The following is a 15,220-nucleotide window of genomic DNA, read 5'->3' on the forward strand; positions in this document are numbered from 1 at the left end:
GGCGGTTTCAAGTGGTTGTTGCAACGACTAACTCGTTGATCACTTTTGCTGGTGATTTCCAGCCTAGTGTTTTCCGGGGGCGGTCGTTGAGTTCAGCGGCGACCGCTTGGAGTCGTTCGGCGGTGTGCACGGACAGGTCGGTGCCTTTTTTGAAGTATTGCCGCAGGAGTCCGTTGGTGTTTTCGTTCGTTCCGCGCTGCCAGGGACTGTGGGGGTCGCAGAAGTAGATTGCCATGTCGGTGGCCATAGTGATTTCTGCATGCCGACGCATTTCGAGACCTTGATCCCAGGTCACCGACTGTTTGAGTACCGCAGGCATCGACCGGATTGCCTCGATCATCGCGTCTCGGACGGCGTCGAGATTGTGCGAGTGCGGCAGGTGGAGCAGCATGGTGAACCGTGACGTGCGCTCGACGAGGGTGCCGATCGCCGATTTGTTGCCGGCACCGAGGATCAGGTCGCCTTCCCAGTGCCCGGGTACTGTGCGGTCTTCGACGTCGTCGGGTCGTTCGGAGATCAGCGTTTTGTCGGGGATGTGATGAGCGTTGCTGGGTACCCGGCCGTGTTTGCGGCGATGCGCCCGCCCGGTCCGTAGTGCATCGGCGACTTCGGCTTTGAGTTCGCCTTTGGCTTGGACGTAGATGGCGTTGTAGATCGTTTCGTGCGACACGTGCATCTCCGGTCGATCGGGGTAGTCGATCTTCAGTGTCGCCGAGATCTGTTGTGGTGACCACTTTTTGCGGAGTCTGCGGACGACTTCTGTGCGGAGCTCACTGTTGCGGTCGGCGAGTTTCGCGGCCTTGGGTCGGCGGGCGCGTGTGTCCGCTCGCTGGTGTGCGGACACTGATCGGTAGGTGCCGCCAAGGTTGGTGTTGCGTTTGAGTTCGCGGGAGACGACGGACTTGTGACGTCCGATCAGGTCGGCGATATCGGTCTGGGTTAGTCCCATCGCGGTGCCGATCGCGATTTCCTCTCGTTCGGCTTGCGAGAGGAATCGTCCGCTGGGTTCGGGCCGGACCCGTTTGGCCCCGCGGACGATTCCTGCCTTCTGATCTATCCACCGCTTGCCGGTGGTGCGGCTGACGCCGGCAGCGGCCGACGCGTGGATCACTGAAGCACCCGAATCTCGCATGGCATGGAACTTAGCGACTACTTCTGCGCGATTCGGGACAACACGTCGTGGCATCTGCTCGACATCTCCTCAGGTCAGGAGCTGTGTTGCAACGACCACTTGAGATTGCCCAGATAGCTGGAAGGGTCCTTTCAAGCCGGCGGTAGAGAGGCCAAACAGCCGGCGGTAAAGAGCAAAACGGCCGGCGGTCACGAACTCGAGCCGGCGAACTATTTCGCCGACCACCCACCGTCCATGGTGTAGGACGCACCGGTGACCATGCCCGCGTCGGCGGACGCCAACCATCCGACCAGCGAGGCAACCTCCGACGGTTCGACGAGTCGCTTGATGGCGCTTTCGGTCAGCATGACCTGCTCGAGCACCTCTTCTTCCGGAATACCGTGTGCGGCAGCCTGATCGACGATCTGTTTCTCGACCAACGGGGTTCTGACGTAGCCCGGATTGACGCAGTTGCTCGTCACTCCGTGCGGGCCACCTTCGAGCGCGGTGACTTTCGACAGTCCTTCGAGGCCGTGTTTGGCCGTGACATAGGCAACTTTGAAAGCCGAGGCACGAAGTCCATGGACAGAGGAAATGTTCACGATCCGGCCGAAGCCACGAGAGTACATGCGCGGCAACGCAGCTCGAACGAGAAGGAAGGGCGCTTCGACCATCAGCGTCTGGATCCGACGAAATGCTGCTGGATCGAAATCGACTATCGGCGAGACTGTTTGTATGCCGGCATTGTTGATCAGGATGTCGGTGTCGAGGGAGAGGTTCTCCAAAGCCGCGACGTCCGATAGATCCACCGCCCACGACTCCCCGCGCAGTTCCGATGCCAACTCCTTCGCCGCGACTTCGTCGACGTCGGCGATGGTGACTCTCGCGCCCCGATCAGCGAGCATTCGGGCACACGCTGCTCCGATGCCGCCTGCCCCACCGGTAACGAGCGCGGTCTTCCCGGTCAGGTCCGTCACTTCAGTCCCGCCTTGGCCAGTTCTGACTCCGTTGCAAGGTTTTTGGCGTCTGCGATATCGATGGACTCCAGCGCAAGCCCCTTGGTTTCACGGGCAGCGATGACCGCAACCAGCGTGATGGTGCACGCACCGGCCAGGTACCACGCGATCGGGACCGAGGATCCGTACCTGTTCAGCAAGAACACTGCGATGATCGGCGCGAGCGAGCCGGCGACGATCGAGGTGACCTGATAGCCCAGGGAGACGCCGGAGTAACGCATACGCGTCGGGAACATTTCGGCCATGATCGCCGGCTGGGTGGCGTACATGAAGGCGTGGAAGACCAGGCCGATGATGATGGCGAGCATGATGACGGCGTTGTGCCCGCTGTTGAACATCGGGAATGCGAAGAAGCCCCAGGTGCCGGCGGTCAGTGCACCGAACAGGTAGACCGGCCGTCGACCGATACGGTCGGCTAGACGTCCTACCAGCGGAATGACGGCGAAATGGACGGCGTGAGCCGCGAGCATCCACCACAGGATCGTCTGGGTGTCGGTGCCGACCTCGACTTTGAGGTAGGTGATGGTGAACGTGACGACGAGGTAGTACATGACGTTTTCGCCGAACCGAAGACCCATTGCGGTGAGAACGCCACGCGGATAACGCTTCACGACCTCGAAGACCCCGTACGACGCGGCCTTGATGACCTCGGCCTGCTTCTGTGCTTCGAGGAAGATCGGGGCGTCGGTGACCTTGGTGCGAATGTAGTAGCCGACGAACACGATGACGGCGGAAAGCCAGAATGCGACGCGCCAGCCCCAGCTGAGGAAGGCTGCGTCGGAAAGTATTGTGGTCAGAACGAGAAGGACGACGGTGGCGAGGAGGTTTCCGGCGGGGACGCCTGCCTGCGGCCAGCTTGCCCAGAATCCGCGACTCTTGTTCGGACTGTGTTCTGCCACAAGCAGAACCGCGCCACCCCATTCGCCACCGACTGCGAAGCCCTGGATGAATCGGAGCAGCACGAGAAGCGCGGGGGCCCAGTAGCCGATCTGGTTGAAGGTGGGGAGGCATCCCATGAGGAACGTCGCACCGCCGACGAGCACCAGACTGAACTGCAGTAACTTCTTTCGACCGTACTTGTCCCCGTAGTGACCGAAGACGATACCGCCGAGCGGGCGAGCGACGAATCCGACGGCGTAAGTGACGAATGCAGCGAGAATGGCATCGAGTTCGCTGGTGCCGGCTGCGAAGAAGATCTTCGAGAACACCAGCGTCGCTGCAGTGCCGTAGAGAAAAAACTCGTACCACTCGACGATGGTGCCTGCCATCGACGCCGCGACGACCTTCTTGAGTCCGGTCGGGGCTGCGTCCGGGTCCGGACCGCTGTGTGATCGTTCGTCCACGCTCATTGACACTCCTCGTGTGATCCGGGATGAGTGGCGTACCGATTGTGACGGCCCACACACATGCTTGGTATCTCGAGTATTGATGCAGAGCAATTGCGATGCAATGGCCAAGATCGCAGGTGCGATCTGCAAATATGCAGAGATGACGTCATCCCCGACCGGTCGACTACCGAGCGCCGACGACCTTCTCGTGCTCCTGGCCGTCGGACGGACCGGTCGATACAGTTCTGCCGCCGCTGAGCTGGACGTCAACCACACGACCATCTCCAGGCGCATCGCCGTCCTCGAATCGACGCTCGGGGGTCGCGTTCTGACCAGGAGCTCAGGCGGGTGGGAGCTGACCGAGCTCGGGCGTCGGGCGCTGGCCGCAGCGGAAGCCGTCGAATCGGTGGTGCGGGGATTGGTGACGCGCGGTGACGATGCCGAGTCGCTCGAAGGAGTCGTCAGAATTTCGGCAACCGACGGTTTCAGCGCGTACATCATCGCCCCGGCCGCGGCTCGGGTGCAGCGACGGAATCCCAGCGTGGCCGTCGAAATCGTTGCGACGACCCGTCGAGCGTCCCAGCAGCGGTCCGGACTCGATATCGAGGTCGTCGTCGGCGAGCCCCAAGTCCATCGCGCACAGGCTTTCCGTCTCGGTGACTATCGCCTCGGGTTGTACGGCTCACGCGCATACTTCGACGAGCACGGGACTCCGCAGACTCTCGATGAATTGTCCGCCCACCCGTTCATCTACTTCATCGACTCGATGCTGCAGGTGGACGACCTGGATCTGGCCCCGAGTTTCACTCCGACGATGCGTGAATCGGTGACCTCCACCAACGTCTTCGTTCACGTCGAGGCCACCCGCGCGGCAGCAGGTATCGGTCTGCTGCCGTGCTTCATGGCCGATCGCCACGACGACCTCGTCCGAATCTTGCACGACGCTGTCACTGTTCGGCTCACGTACTGGCTCGTCACACGCAGTGAGACACTGCGCCGCCCCGAAGTCGCGGCGCTCGTGGAAGCGATCCGAACCATCGTCGACGAGCAGCGTCCGGCGTTGTTGGGGCTGGCCGAGTGTTGACCGTCTGTCCGGAGGTACGAAGTGCGCCCTGCGTATACCGTCGTGCACACAGGATTTCCGTCTGACAGGGAGGATTTCTCGATGTCCGATATCGACTTCTATTTCGATCCGGTGTGCCCGTTCGCATGGATGACAAGCAAATGGGTTCGTAAGGTGCAGGCGCAGCGTGATTACACGGTCGATTGGCGCTTCATCTCCCTGCGCCTGCTCAACTCTCACATCGACTACGCGTCTCACTTTCCACCTGAGTACGAGGCCGGCCACACGGCAGGTCTACGACTACTGAGAGCCGCCGCAGACATTCGGCGCGAGCACGGGACTGCTGTGATCGGGCCACTGTATGCCGCCCTAGGTGCGCAGATTTTCGATACCGATGTGGTTTCCGACGACGCTGCGAGCCACGGCTATCGCGGCACCGCGGCATTCCTGGCACCGATTCTCGAACAACTGGGCTTGCCGACTCGGCACACCGGCGCACTGGATGATTCCTCGTTGGACGAGGAAATTCGTGCCGAGACCGACCACGCGCTCTCGCTGACCGGCAAGGACGTCGGCACACCGATCATTGCCTTCGAGCCTCCGGACGGAGTTGCATTCTTCGGCCCGGTGATCAGCAGATTACCCAGTGACGAGGATGCAGTACCTCTGTGGGACAACGTGATCGGACTCGCACGCTTCCCCGGATTCGCCGAAATGAAGCGCAGCATGCGTGAGCTTCCACAACTGAAGGCCCTGGGTGTCCAGGAGGACGAAGTCGGTACGCAGCAAGACTGGCACGCCGGTAGCCGACGTCAAAAGAAATGACTACCGCCGGCGGTCGCCGAGGGGACCGACCCAACGCGCACCTGGATGTGACCGCCGCGCACCGATGCCGTTTGCATTGCATTCAACCGCGCAGGCATTGCAGTCCAGGGGTGAGCGTCGATGTCGGATCCACCGAGCCGGCACGCCAGGCGCGCCAGCGGTGTCCATAATTCTGCGCATCCGACGGGTTTCTGCATGTCTACGACGGCTACCACTCCCCCCGCCCGGGTAGCGGAGATCATCGCGTCGAGTGCAACCTCCCACCGAGCCATCAGCGACAACGCGTAGGTACTGATGGCCGCGTCGAACGGGACGTCGTCCCCCGAGTCCGTAGAACCGAGTGCGGTGGCGTCGGCTGCGACGAGGGTGACGTTCTCCCACCCAGCGGAGGTAGCGCGCCGCCTGGCCTGCTCGAGCATCTGCGGGCTCGAATCGACTCCGGTGATCGAACCTGTCGGCCCGATGTGCCGCTGCAGCAAAGCGAAGTTGAGACCGGTTCCGCAGCCGACGTCGAGAACATGACTGCCCGATGGAAGAGCCATCAGATCGATCGCTGCCGTGCGACCAGCGCGATAGATCGGCCACTCGAAGGAAATGACGTCGTACATGCGCGCCGAAATCGTGTACGGCATCGGCTTCTTCATCGGTCGGTCCATTTCGTCGAGGCCTGCGGGGCACACTCTGTCGTTATGGGAACACCGCAAGACACTCGAAGGGTTCCATAGCTGTGCCCGAAACCGAATCCGATGCCGTCGACGACGCTCAGGCACGTAATTTTCGTCTTTACGTCGAACCGGAGATCGAGGTGCTCTTGCGCGTTGCCGCCACGTTGACCGGTCCCTCGCAAGCCGAGGACCTCGTACAGGAGACGCTCATACGCGCGTGGCGCAGCGTCGATAGCTTCGACGGGCGCCACCCTCGGGCCTGGTTGCTGACCATCCTGCGCAACACCAACATGAATATGCACCGACGTCAGCGGCCGGACACATTCGCCGAGATCGGCGACTACCTGTCCACCCGGCCCGCGTTCGGCGTCGAGGAACTCGGAACCGAGGAGAGAGTCATGACATCGATCTTGTCCGACGACCTCGAGCGGGCAGTCGGGTCGCTGGACCCGAAATTTCGGACGGTTCTGTTGCTGATCGACGTCGATCAACTGACCTACGCCGAGGCCGCGAATGTCTTGGGCGTCCCGGTCGGAACGGTGATGTCGCGACTGAGCCGAGCCCGTGATCGGGTTCGACGCCACCTTCGGCCCGCATTCGCCTCTGCCACCGGAAAGGGAAAGCCATGATGAAGACCGCGCGGATGATGCTGACCTGCCATTGGTCGGCTCGACGGTTACAGCGTTATCTCGACGCCGATCCGGCGGCCCACCTCGATCCGTCCGAAGTGCGCAGGCTCGAGGCTCACCTGGCTGTGTGCGCCAGGTGCCGGGCCGCAGAGGACGAGTTCAGGCAGATCGACGGGGCGTTGGCCCGCTGGACCGTACGAACGATGCCCGATGCAACGAGCGTCGAGCATGCTCGAAAATTCGTGGATCGGCTCACCCGAGGTGACATGTCATGAGTTTCATGCCGACCGAAGCCGATGTCGTCGTGGTGGGCGGCGGAACAGCAGGCATCGTTGCAGCCAAGACTGCTGCTGGCTTCGGCGTGCGCGTCGTACTGATCGAGCGGGAGCGGCCCGGCGGTGACTGCCTGTGGACCGGGTGCGTCCCGTCCAAGGCACTACTGGCGGCGGCATCGACAGCCGCCACGATCCGGGACGCGCACAGCTTCGGGATCGACGCCGGCGAGCCGCGCGTGGACTTTCCCCGTGTCATGGCGCACGTGCAGCACGCCATCGCCGAGATCGCCCCGATCGATTCTCCGGAAGCGCTCACCGAAGCGGGGGTGACCGTCGTCGCCGGTGATGCCGTGTTCACCGGACCCGGCACCGTGGCCGTCGGATCGGGGTCCTTGCGTTTCGGCCAGGCCCTCGTCACCACCGGTGCCAGTCCATCGATACCGTCGATCTCAGGATTGGACTCGACGGCCTACCTCACCAGCGAGACACTGTGGTCCCTGACATCTCTGCCGGAACGGCTGCTCATCATCGGGGCCGGCACCGTCGGCTGCGAAATGGCTCAGGCCTTTGCCCGATTCGGCTCGGCTGTCACCCTCATCGGTCGGGCCGAGACCATTCTTCCGAGGGAGGACGCCTCGGCATCGGCAATACTGTCCGCAGCGCTCACCGATGAGGGAGTGCACATTCTGACCTCTACGACGGTCACCCGAATCGAAGACGGGGAGGCCATCACCGATACCGGTCTCGCGTGTACCTTCGACAAAGTCCTCGTAGCCACGGGCCGCACTCCTCGAACCACGGGGTTGGGCCTGGACGCCGCCGGGGTGTCACTGGAAGAGCACGGTTTCGTCGTGGTCGACGATCATCTCCGCACCACCAATCCCCGCATCTGGGCCGCCGGAGATCTGACCGGTCACCCACAGTTCACTCATGTGGCAGGGATGCACGGCAGCCTCGCGGCGAGCAACGCCGTACTCGGTGTGCTCCGGAAGATCGACAAGACCGGCACTCCGCGCGTCACTTTCACCGATCCCGAAATCGCTTCGGCAGGAATCGATGTGCGCACAGCGAAGCGTATCCCCGGGTTGCGATTGCAGACGCTCGGACACGACGACGTCGATCGCGCGGTCACCGAGGGCAAAACTACCGGCTTCACGACGCTGGTGCTCGACGGCAAGCGCCGCATCGTCGGTGCCAGCGTGGTGGGGCCACGGGCGGGCGAAACCATCGGCGAACTGATTCTCGCTGTCAAGCAGGGCCTGCGCACTCGCGATCTCGCCGGCGCCACCCACCCGTATCCGACGTACAACGACGGGCCGTGGAACGCTGCGGTCGGCGACGTCCGTTCGCAGTTGAGCACTCCAGTTGTATCTCGCGCACTGAACACCCTCGCGAAGGCCCGAGGTAGGTGGATCGTCAGGAGAGAGCGCGGTAGCCGGAAATGATGCGTTGACCCGAACTGACCGCTACCACCGCCGCCCATACCGTTGCGATCTGCCAGGACGCTACCGGGAACAGCAGCCAGAGACTGTGCACGGCAATCGTTTCCGCCCCTTCGGCCAACCCACCCAGAAACGACAGGGAGCGGCCGTCGTCGAGCGTTCTGCCCGTTTTTTCTGCGATGGAGGAGAACGCGAGAAACGCTGTGCCGTTGATGTAATACGTCAGCAACACCAGTAGAAACGGCCACCACGGGGCGTCGTAACCGGCCGACGCCCCGAACGCGACGCCCACGACCGTGGCTCCGTAGACGGTGAAATCCGCTGTGATGTCGAAGAACCCGCCCGCACCGGAGGTTGGTCCGCCACCGCGGAGTCGTCTACGGGCCAGTGGTCCGTCGAGTCCGTCGGCAAGGCGCGAGAGTATCCACAGCCCCAACGCGAGTAGCCAGAACTGCCGTCCAGCGGCCACTGCGCTACCCAGCCCCAGCAGCAGACCGACCGCAGTGATTCGGTCCGGGGTGACCTGGTCGATGTCGAGGATCCGGGCACACCGATCCAGCGGCACCTCGAGTTTGCGACGCAGATAGCTGTCGATCATGGGGCCGCGATGCCGTCGAGATGTGGGCCGTTGGGTTCCGGATCACTCCTCAGGGCGAGACGTTTGGCAGCCAACGACGACCCGACGCCGATCACGAGGACGGCCACCAGCGCAGCGGCGAACGGCCAGGACAGCGGAGAGGTTCCGTACGCTCCGAGGGCGGTGAAACCGACTGTGGCCGGGATGATGCCGACCGCCGTGCCGAGTAGGTAGTCACGCTGGCCCACGGCGCTGATACCCGCCGCGTAGTTGACCACCGAAAATGGAAACAGGGGGATCAAGCGGACGATGAACACCGACATCAAACCGCGTCGCCCGAGCATGGCGTCCAACCTGCGGAGCTTGCCCCACTCGGAGCGTGCAACCGATCCACGGCCGAGCGCACGCGCCGCCCAATAACCCACATAGGCGCCTCCGGTTGCAGCCACGACCACCACCGTTGCACCGACCGCCAACCCGAACAGCAATCCGGAAGCGATGGTGAGGGCGCTCGCTGGGAATGGCGTCGCCGACAGCACGACATACAGAATTACGAACGCAACGATCCCCCACGCACCTGCGTCCGCGACCAGAGTTCGTATCGACTCCGGGTCCGGAAGGTCCACAGTCGCGGCCACGATGACGACCACCGCGATCACGGCGGCAGCAGTTGCCAGCTTGATCGCGGTAAAACGGCTACGTGCCGGCCGGGGGTCCTGATTCACAATTGCTACCTCTCGTGCTCGACACACAAACAGTTCTTCTACGACGGGAAGTCCTCGACTACCCCAGTGTGTTCCCCTATCACCGGATTCGACCGATTACCGTGGGTCAGGCAGCGTCGACTCTGTCTGCATCCTCGGACCAGGAGGCCCACGTTGTTTTCTCGATCTCATACCCGTCGACCGAGAAAGTACGCGTTCGCGGCCCTGGTGGTTGCCGCGAGCGTGGGGTTGGTCCTGTCCTCGTGCGCAGCCCCGTCTTCCGAAGCGCCGGTCGCCGAGGCACTGTCCTGGAGCGAGATCGAACAGCAAGCGCAGGGGAAAACAGTCTCACTGTGGATGTACGGCGGTGACGAACAGGGCAATACGTACGTCGACAACGTCCTCACCCCCGCCGCCGCAGCCGCAGGGGTCACGCTGCGTCGTGTGCCCGTCGAATCCACCACCGACGCCGTCAACCGGATTCTCTCCGAGCGGCAAGCAGGTGTCACCGATGGCGAGGTCGACCTGGTGTGGGTCAACGGCGCAAATTTCGGGACCGGCCAGCTGGCAGGTGCGTGGCTTTGTGATTGGACACAAAATCTACCGAACATGGAGTACACGGACCCCGAGGATCCGCTACTGAGCAGCGATTTCGGGACGCCGGTGAACAACTGCGAAGCACCCTGGCACAAGGCGCAGTTCACGCTGGTCTACAACTCGGCTGCGATAGCGGACCCACCCCGCACTTTGGACGAAGTATTCGACTGGGCCGAGGCCAACCCCGGCCGCTTCACCTACCCTGCGCCCCCGGATTTCACCGGTTCGGTGTTCGTCCGTGAGGCTCTGGTGAACCAGTCCGGCGGCGTCGACAAGGTGCCCGCCCAGTTCGATCAGGACACCTACGATTCTCTCGCGCCGGCCGTGTTCGATCGGCTGAACACCCTTGCACCGTCGCTCTGGCGCGGGGGCACCACGTATCCGCAGTCATCGAGCGAACTCGACGACCTGTATGCAGGCGGGCAGGTGGACATGACCATGACCTATGGGCCCGCGACGCTGCCACAACTTGTCGCCGACGGCACCTATCCCCCCGAGACGCGCATCCTGACCCTCGATGAGGGCACCGTCGGCAACGCGAGCTTCCTGGCGATCCCGTCGACGTCGGGGCAGTCCGCGGCAGCGCAGGTCGTCGCCAACATCGCACTGTCACCGGAGCAGCAGCTCGCCAAATCCGAACCAGATGTATGGGGCCAGTTCACAGTGCTGGACACTTCCCGCCTGACACCGGAAGTCAGGGCGCAGTTCGAGGCGCTCCCGGCCTCCCCTGTCCTCCCGCCATACGAGGACCTCTCGGCCAACGCTCATCCCGAACTGGCCGCGGAGTGGGTCACGCCGCTGGACGAGGGGTGGCGGCGATCCGTTCTCGCGGGGCAGTGAGCCAGCGAAAGGTACGCAGCACCCTCTGGGTGCTTCCAGCGGTGATTCCGGTTTTACTGGTGGTCGGCGGTGGCCTCGGAGCTGCCCTGCTGCAGAGTCTCGGCCTGATGCCTCTGGTGGGACGGCCCGCACTCACCCTCGATGCCTATTCTGCCCTCGGTGGAGATCTCTGGAGTTCTCTCGCGCTCACTCTTGCCGTCGCGACAGTCTCGACTGTGCTGGCTACATTGATCGGTCTTGCGGCAGCATCGACGGTGCTGTCCGGTAACCGAACGGTGTTGATCGCCGCGGCGCTGACGTTGGCCGTACCCCATCTGATCGGTGCGGCCGCCATGGGTTTGCTGCTCGCCGACTCAGGACTGCTCCCGCGCATCTTCGGGCTCACCGACGGCGGATGGCCGGAGCTTGTCGGTGGACGCTGGTGGATTGCCGTCGCACTCGAATACGCTTGGAAGGAATCGGCGTTCGTCGCCATCGTCGTGGCCGGCACCCTGGCAACTCGGGTGGCAGGATTCGACGAGACGGCGGCCACTCTCGGTGCGGGACGATGGGCACGCTTCCGCTTGGTCACGCTGCCGCTGCTGCGGCCGGCTCTGGCAGCGTCGGCTGCAATAACCTTCACCTACACCGTCGGGTCCTACGAAGTGGCCCGGATTCTCGGTCGGCCCTATCCGGAACCATTGTCCGTCATGGCAATTCGATTGTTCACCTCGATCGACCTCGCTGCCCGCCCCCAAGCTGCGGCCGCTGCGATGGTTGCCGCTGCACTGGCGATTGTCGTGGCCGCGGTCACGCTCAACTATCTCCGCAGATCGGCGGTGTGGAAATGACGGCGACTCGGCCCACGGGGCGGTTGCTTCTGGTGGTGTGGTTCGTGCTGCCCCTCATCCCGATAGGTCTGTGGGCGGTGAGCAATCAGTGGTCGTTCCCCGCTGTGCTGCCACAGGAATGGGGAGTGGACGGAGTGCGTAGCGCCGTCGCGGCGGGCGGAACACAAGCCTTTTTGAGATCTACGGGTCTCGCCCTGACTGTCGCCGCGATCGCAACGCCGTTGGGAGCATGTGCGGCCCGGGCCCTCGCACGCGGCGATGTGCACTTCCCTGGCGTCGTCGCGGCAATACTGTTCGCTCCGCTCGCACTGCCACCCTTCGCGGTAGCGCTCGGTTTGAATGTAGTGATTCTGCGCGCACGAATTCCGAGCACGCTCGCGGTGATCGTGCTGCTCTCCGTGGCCGCGATTCCCTACACCACCTATCTGATGCGGGTGGCCTTCGGTGCATACGACTCACGGTACGAGGAGGAAGCGCGAATGCTGGGTGCTTCGAAGTCGATGATCCTGTGGCAGATCAGAATTCCGTTGCTGGCGCCGGCACTGTCCGGATCTGCCTTGCTCGCTTTTCTCGTGGGATGGAGCGACTACGTGATCACGTTGTTGGTCGGCGGTGGCAGGCTGGTGACGGTGCCGATATTGGTAGCCTCGTTCGCTGCAGGGACCGGAAACGACGCCGTCGTAGCCGCATTGTCGATCGCAGCCATAGTGCCCCCTCTCGCGCTGATAACGCTGCTCTCGCGTCTCGGAAGGAGGACAGCCCGATGAGCGTCGAACTATCGGTTCACGGACTCACCAAAGTTCATTCAGGCCAAACGAGTTCGGCATTGACATCGTTGGATCTGACTGTTCGACCGGGTTCATGCACGGTGATACTCGGCCCGTCCGGTTCTGGGAAGAGCACTGTACTTCGGATGATCGCAGGCCTCGATGCACCGACGACGGGAACCATCCGCATCGATGGCGTCGACGTCACCGGAGTCCCGGCAGAAGAAAGAGGCGTCGGGATGGTATTCCAACGCCCGATGCTCTTTCCGCACATGTCCGTTGTCGACAACATCGGCTTCGCCTACCGCGCCGCAGGCCACAAGCGAAGTCATGCCCGCGAACAGGCGCACAGGTACCTCGAGCTGGTCCATCTCGGTGACATCGGCGATCGATCGGTTTCCGACATTTCGGGTGGTCAAGCACAACGAGTGGCGTTGGCCAGATCCCTCGCCGGTTCACCGCGGGTGCTGCTCCTAGACGAGCCTTTCAGTGCGCTCGACCCCCTCCTGCGGACGGAGATGCACGACCTCGTTCGGGAGATTCGCACCGAACTCGACCAGACGCTCGTACTGGTCACTCACGATCAGCAGGAAGCTGCGGCACTGGCCGATTCGGTAGCCGTACTCATCGACGGCGAATTACAACACCATTCGGACGTTGCGTCCGCCTACACCCGCCCCAGCACACTGGCCGTCAACCGTCTCATGGGCGGACTCAACGAGATCGACGGACACCTCGCCGGCGGCGTTCATCGTTCCGCTATCGGAGATTTCGAGGTCGATGCCGCCTTCGGTGACGGGTCTGCGGTGCTTCTACTGCGTCACGAAATGATCCGTGTGGTGGGCACTTCCGAGGTTCGAGGTGTTGTGGCGGCACTGCGTCCAACCGGCTTCCGGAGCATCGCTGACGTAAGAATCGGCGGAGCCAGCGTCAAAGTCGAGCTACCCGCCGGGGCGAAGACGCGAGTAGGCGAGACGATTTCATTGGAGATTCCGCCCGAGGCGAGGGCCGTGATTTTTCGCTGATTCTCAGCCACAGCATCCGGGGGAATGAGACACCGTCAAGGGAAGCAGTCGGCGTAGTTCCTGATTCTCACCCGGATCGAGCACCGAATGTTGCACACACGCCGGCACCAGCTCACCGGTTTCGGGATGTGCCATCGAATAGGTGCATGCCGCCAACCTATCCTGCGTTTCCCGCAGCACAGGATCGGATGAAACTTGACCGTCCTGCATCAATTGCCATGCAGGGGCAACATTTTCGGCATCCATGAAGCGGTGCACGACGAATGTCATCGGGCGCACTTCCTTGCGGAGCAGAGCGAGCAACAGCGTTCGAGGGCCGCCGCATCGCCGCAGTACGCTCGCAGCCCACCTCACCGCCACGACGACACCGTGCGGATGACCCACCAGCACCCGAAATAATTTCAGAACCAAGGTAAGCGGACCGGAGCCGCCGAAGTTCACCCCGCCCAGATGGGTGAAGAACTCGTCACGAGTACTGCTCTCGACAGCGAGGGTCGTATCGAGAAACGAATGCCACTTCTCGCCGACCATGAACCCCAGAGCTGTTCGGTTACAGCGTGGGTCACCGAACTGGATCGCCTCGTACGAAATAGGCTGCTCCATACCGCGTTCGATCTGCTCCCAGACCGTATCGATGTCGATCTCGCGGTAGTCACCGTGCCACCGTCGCTCGTCGCCGACGAACGCCGCGGGCTGAAAGGAGACCATCGAATATCCGCCCATGCCCACCACGTCGCCGACGACATCCGCGACCTCGTCGATGTTGTCCGGGGTGACGGTCATGTTGTGTGCGAGGTACGACGCAATGCCGTGTTCGCTTTTCAACCGAGTGAACATCTCCGCGAATCGGCGACGATAGGGCGTGAGCTCGGCTTCCGTTCGCGGACGCGGGATTCCGCTTCGTCCACGCATCAGCTTGTCGAAATGCGCAGCGAAGGAGACTCGCCCGAACCTGGCGTTGCCGTCGGCATCGAGGACGACGGCCTGCAGATACTCGTAGTCGAAGTCCCCATGTGTGAACGACATCGGCTCGCGTCCGTAGTCCCGCATGATCTGCAGCGCTGCAGCATGGTCGTCGGGAGCCAGCAAGCTGACTTCCCCGCCGATCAACTGTGCGTGTGCCCGCGGGCCTCGGCGCGATGCCAGAAACTTCAGCTGCGCCTCGATCTCGACAAGGGTGTGCTTGCCGTCGACGCGGACCTTGTTCGCGTCGGCGCTGTGATAGCACGGGCTGCACGTGAGGTTGCACTTCGGAAACACTCCGTGAGTGCCCTCGCAGCCGACAGCATGCCGACCGAGCGTCTGCGCCGGCGTTCGTGCCGTCGCGGGTAGGGCCGCCCATCTCGCGTCCAATGCAGCACGGGTTCTAGGGTCGACCGGCCGGTAACGCACCTCTATCCGACGCGCGAAGGCCCGCGCTTTCCTCCACATTGTCGGCCTCGTCGTCTCCATGGTCAGGTAACCCGGTGCGCAGTGTTCATCGTTCCAGTTGCGCGAACACGAAGCAGTCACGTCGACATCCGGGG

At 62.9% G+C, this 15,220-nt stretch carries 16 protein-coding genes; 9 read left to right on the plus strand and 7 right to left on the minus strand.

The window, feature by feature from the left end:
* Positions 1-7 precede the first annotated feature (7 nt).
* The 3 genes from BJI47_RS04355 to BJI47_RS04365 form a co-directional block, all read right to left on the minus strand.
* Positions 8-1,186, minus strand: coding sequence for an IS30 family transposase (locus BJI47_RS04355; protein WP_217808487.1), 1,179 nt, complete (start codon positions 1,184-1,186; stop codon positions 8-10).
* 155 nt (positions 1,187-1,341) lie between these two features.
* Complete coding sequence (locus tag BJI47_RS04360; RefSeq protein ID WP_088942584.1) at positions 1,342-2,088, minus strand: 3-hydroxybutyrate dehydrogenase; 747 nt, start codon at positions 2,086-2,088, stop codon at positions 1,342-1,344.
* Positions 2,085-3,476 carry an MFS transporter gene (locus BJI47_RS04365; protein ID WP_088942585.1) on the minus strand — a complete coding sequence of 464 codons (1,392 nt, stop codon included), beginning with the start codon at positions 3,474-3,476 and terminating at the stop codon, positions 2,085-2,087. The genes BJI47_RS04360 and BJI47_RS04365 overlap by 4 nt, the downstream gene beginning before the upstream one ends.
* A 100-nt stretch (positions 3,477-3,576) precedes the next feature.
* Between BJI47_RS04365 and BJI47_RS04370 the strand changes: the two genes are divergently transcribed.
* Complete coding sequence (locus BJI47_RS04370) at positions 3,577-4,539, plus strand: LysR family transcriptional regulator (RefSeq protein ID WP_088942586.1); 963 nt, start codon at positions 3,577-3,579, stop codon at positions 4,537-4,539.
* A gap of 81 nt (positions 4,540-4,620) precedes the next feature.
* A complete protein-coding gene (locus BJI47_RS24425) occupies positions 4,621-5,343 on the plus strand; it encodes a hypothetical protein (protein ID WP_088942688.1) in 723 nt (240 codons plus the stop codon).
* Here BJI47_RS24425 and BJI47_RS04380 read toward each other — a convergent pair.
* On the minus strand, positions 5,331-5,987 hold the full coding sequence (locus tag BJI47_RS04380; protein WP_088942689.1) for a methyltransferase domain-containing protein: 657 nt from the start codon (positions 5,985-5,987) through the stop codon (positions 5,331-5,333). The two genes, BJI47_RS24425 and BJI47_RS04380, sit on opposite strands and share 13 nt — an antisense overlap.
* 83 nt (positions 5,988-6,070) lie before the next feature.
* On the opposite strand from BJI47_RS04380, the gene BJI47_RS04385 reads away from it, so the two are divergent.
* From BJI47_RS04385 to BJI47_RS04395, 3 genes are read left to right on the plus strand one after another with little or no spacing between them, the layout of a single operon-like run.
* The gene (locus BJI47_RS04385) at positions 6,071-6,637 is read left to right on the plus strand and encodes an RNA polymerase sigma factor (RefSeq protein ID WP_088942587.1); all 567 of its coding nucleotides are present in this window, start codon (positions 6,071-6,073) and stop codon (positions 6,635-6,637) included.
* Entirely contained in the window at positions 6,634-6,912 is a 279-nt protein-coding gene (locus BJI47_RS04390) for a zf-HC2 domain-containing protein (RefSeq protein WP_088942588.1), read from the plus strand. Before BJI47_RS04385 ends, BJI47_RS04390 begins: the two co-directional genes overlap by 4 nt.
* On the plus strand, positions 6,909-8,357 hold the full coding sequence (locus BJI47_RS04395; protein WP_254900381.1) for an NAD(P)/FAD-dependent oxidoreductase: 1,449 nt from the start codon (positions 6,909-6,911) through the stop codon (positions 8,355-8,357). Before BJI47_RS04390 ends, BJI47_RS04395 begins: the two co-directional genes overlap by 4 nt.
* On the opposite strand, the gene BJI47_RS04400 is transcribed toward BJI47_RS04395, so the two are convergent.
* Together BJI47_RS04400 and BJI47_RS04405 are read right to left on the minus strand one after the other, a co-directional pair.
* Positions 8,329-8,952 carry a CDP-alcohol phosphatidyltransferase family protein gene (locus BJI47_RS04400; protein WP_088942589.1) on the minus strand — a complete coding sequence of 208 codons (624 nt, stop codon included), beginning with the start codon at positions 8,950-8,952 and terminating at the stop codon, positions 8,329-8,331. The genes BJI47_RS04395 and BJI47_RS04400 overlap by 29 nt on opposite strands.
* On the minus strand, positions 8,949-9,656 hold the full coding sequence (locus tag BJI47_RS04405) for a TVP38/TMEM64 family protein (RefSeq protein ID WP_254900382.1): 708 nt from the start codon (positions 9,654-9,656) through the stop codon (positions 8,949-8,951). Before BJI47_RS04405 ends, BJI47_RS04400 begins: the two co-directional genes overlap by 4 nt.
* Before the next feature lie 153 nt (positions 9,657-9,809).
* Between BJI47_RS04405 and BJI47_RS04410 the strand changes: the two genes are divergently transcribed.
* Genes BJI47_RS04410 through BJI47_RS04425 form a run of 4 tightly spaced genes read left to right on the plus strand, consistent with a single transcriptional unit; the run spans position 9,810 to position 13,694 of the window.
* Entirely contained in the window at positions 9,810-11,072 is a 1,263-nt protein-coding gene (locus BJI47_RS04410) for an ABC transporter substrate-binding protein (RefSeq protein ID WP_254900383.1), read from the plus strand.
* Entirely contained in the window at positions 11,069-11,902 is an 834-nt protein-coding gene (locus tag BJI47_RS04415; RefSeq protein ID WP_088942693.1) for an ABC transporter permease, read from the plus strand. Before BJI47_RS04410 ends, BJI47_RS04415 begins: the two co-directional genes overlap by 4 nt.
* On the plus strand, positions 11,899-12,669 hold the full coding sequence (locus tag BJI47_RS04420; RefSeq protein ID WP_088942590.1) for an ABC transporter permease: 771 nt from the start codon (positions 11,899-11,901) through the stop codon (positions 12,667-12,669). Before BJI47_RS04415 ends, BJI47_RS04420 begins: the two co-directional genes overlap by 4 nt.
* Positions 12,666-13,694 (plus strand): ABC transporter ATP-binding protein, encoded by a 1,029-nt coding sequence (locus BJI47_RS04425; protein WP_088942591.1) that lies wholly within the window; start codon positions 12,666-12,668, stop codon positions 13,692-13,694. Before BJI47_RS04420 ends, BJI47_RS04425 begins: the two co-directional genes overlap by 4 nt.
* A gap of 3 nt (positions 13,695-13,697) precedes the next feature.
* Here the strand turns inward: BJI47_RS04425 and BJI47_RS04430 are convergent, their stop codons facing one another.
* Positions 13,698-15,125 carry a radical SAM domain-containing protein gene (locus tag BJI47_RS04430; protein ID WP_088942694.1) on the minus strand — a complete coding sequence of 476 codons (1,428 nt, stop codon included), beginning with the start codon at positions 15,123-15,125 and terminating at the stop codon, positions 13,698-13,700.
* Positions 15,126-15,220: the final 95 nt, after the last annotated feature.

The sequence above is a fragment of the Rhodococcus sp. 1168 genome, from assembly GCF_002091955.1.
GTDB lineage: Bacteria > Actinomycetota > Actinomycetes > Mycobacteriales > Mycobacteriaceae > Rhodococcoides.

Coding starts and splice junctions, on each gene's coding strand:
- BJI47_RS24425 (WP_088942688.1), top strand. CDS start 4,621: ATGTCCGATATCGACTTCTATTTCGATCCGGTGTGCCCGTTCGCATGG.
- BJI47_RS04420 (WP_088942590.1), top strand. CDS start 11,899: ATGACGGCGACTCGGCCCACGGGGCGGTTGCTTCTGGTGGTGTGGTTC.
- BJI47_RS04355 (WP_217808487.1), bottom strand. CDS start 1,186: ATGCCACGACGTGTTGTCCCGAATCGCGCAGAAGTAGTCGCTAAGTTC.
- BJI47_RS04365 (WP_088942585.1), bottom strand. CDS start 3,476: ATGAGCGTGGACGAACGATCACACAGCGGTCCGGACCCGGACGCAGCC.
- BJI47_RS04425 (WP_088942591.1), top strand. CDS start 12,666: ATGAGCGTCGAACTATCGGTTCACGGACTCACCAAAGTTCATTCAGGC.
- BJI47_RS04390 (WP_088942588.1), top strand. CDS start 6,634: ATGATGAAGACCGCGCGGATGATGCTGACCTGCCATTGGTCGGCTCGA.
- BJI47_RS04370 (WP_088942586.1), top strand. CDS start 3,577: ATGGCCAAGATCGCAGGTGCGATCTGCAAATATGCAGAGATGACGTCA.
- BJI47_RS04400 (WP_088942589.1), bottom strand. CDS start 8,952: ATGATCGACAGCTATCTGCGTCGCAAACTCGAGGTGCCGCTGGATCGG.
- BJI47_RS04395 (WP_254900381.1), top strand. CDS start 6,909: ATGAGTTTCATGCCGACCGAAGCCGATGTCGTCGTGGTGGGCGGCGGA.
- BJI47_RS04380 (WP_088942689.1), bottom strand. CDS start 5,987: ATGAAGAAGCCGATGCCGTACACGATTTCGGCGCGCATGTACGACGTC.
- BJI47_RS04430 (WP_088942694.1), bottom strand. CDS start 15,125: ATGTGGAGGAAAGCGCGGGCCTTCGCGCGTCGGATAGAGGTGCGTTAC.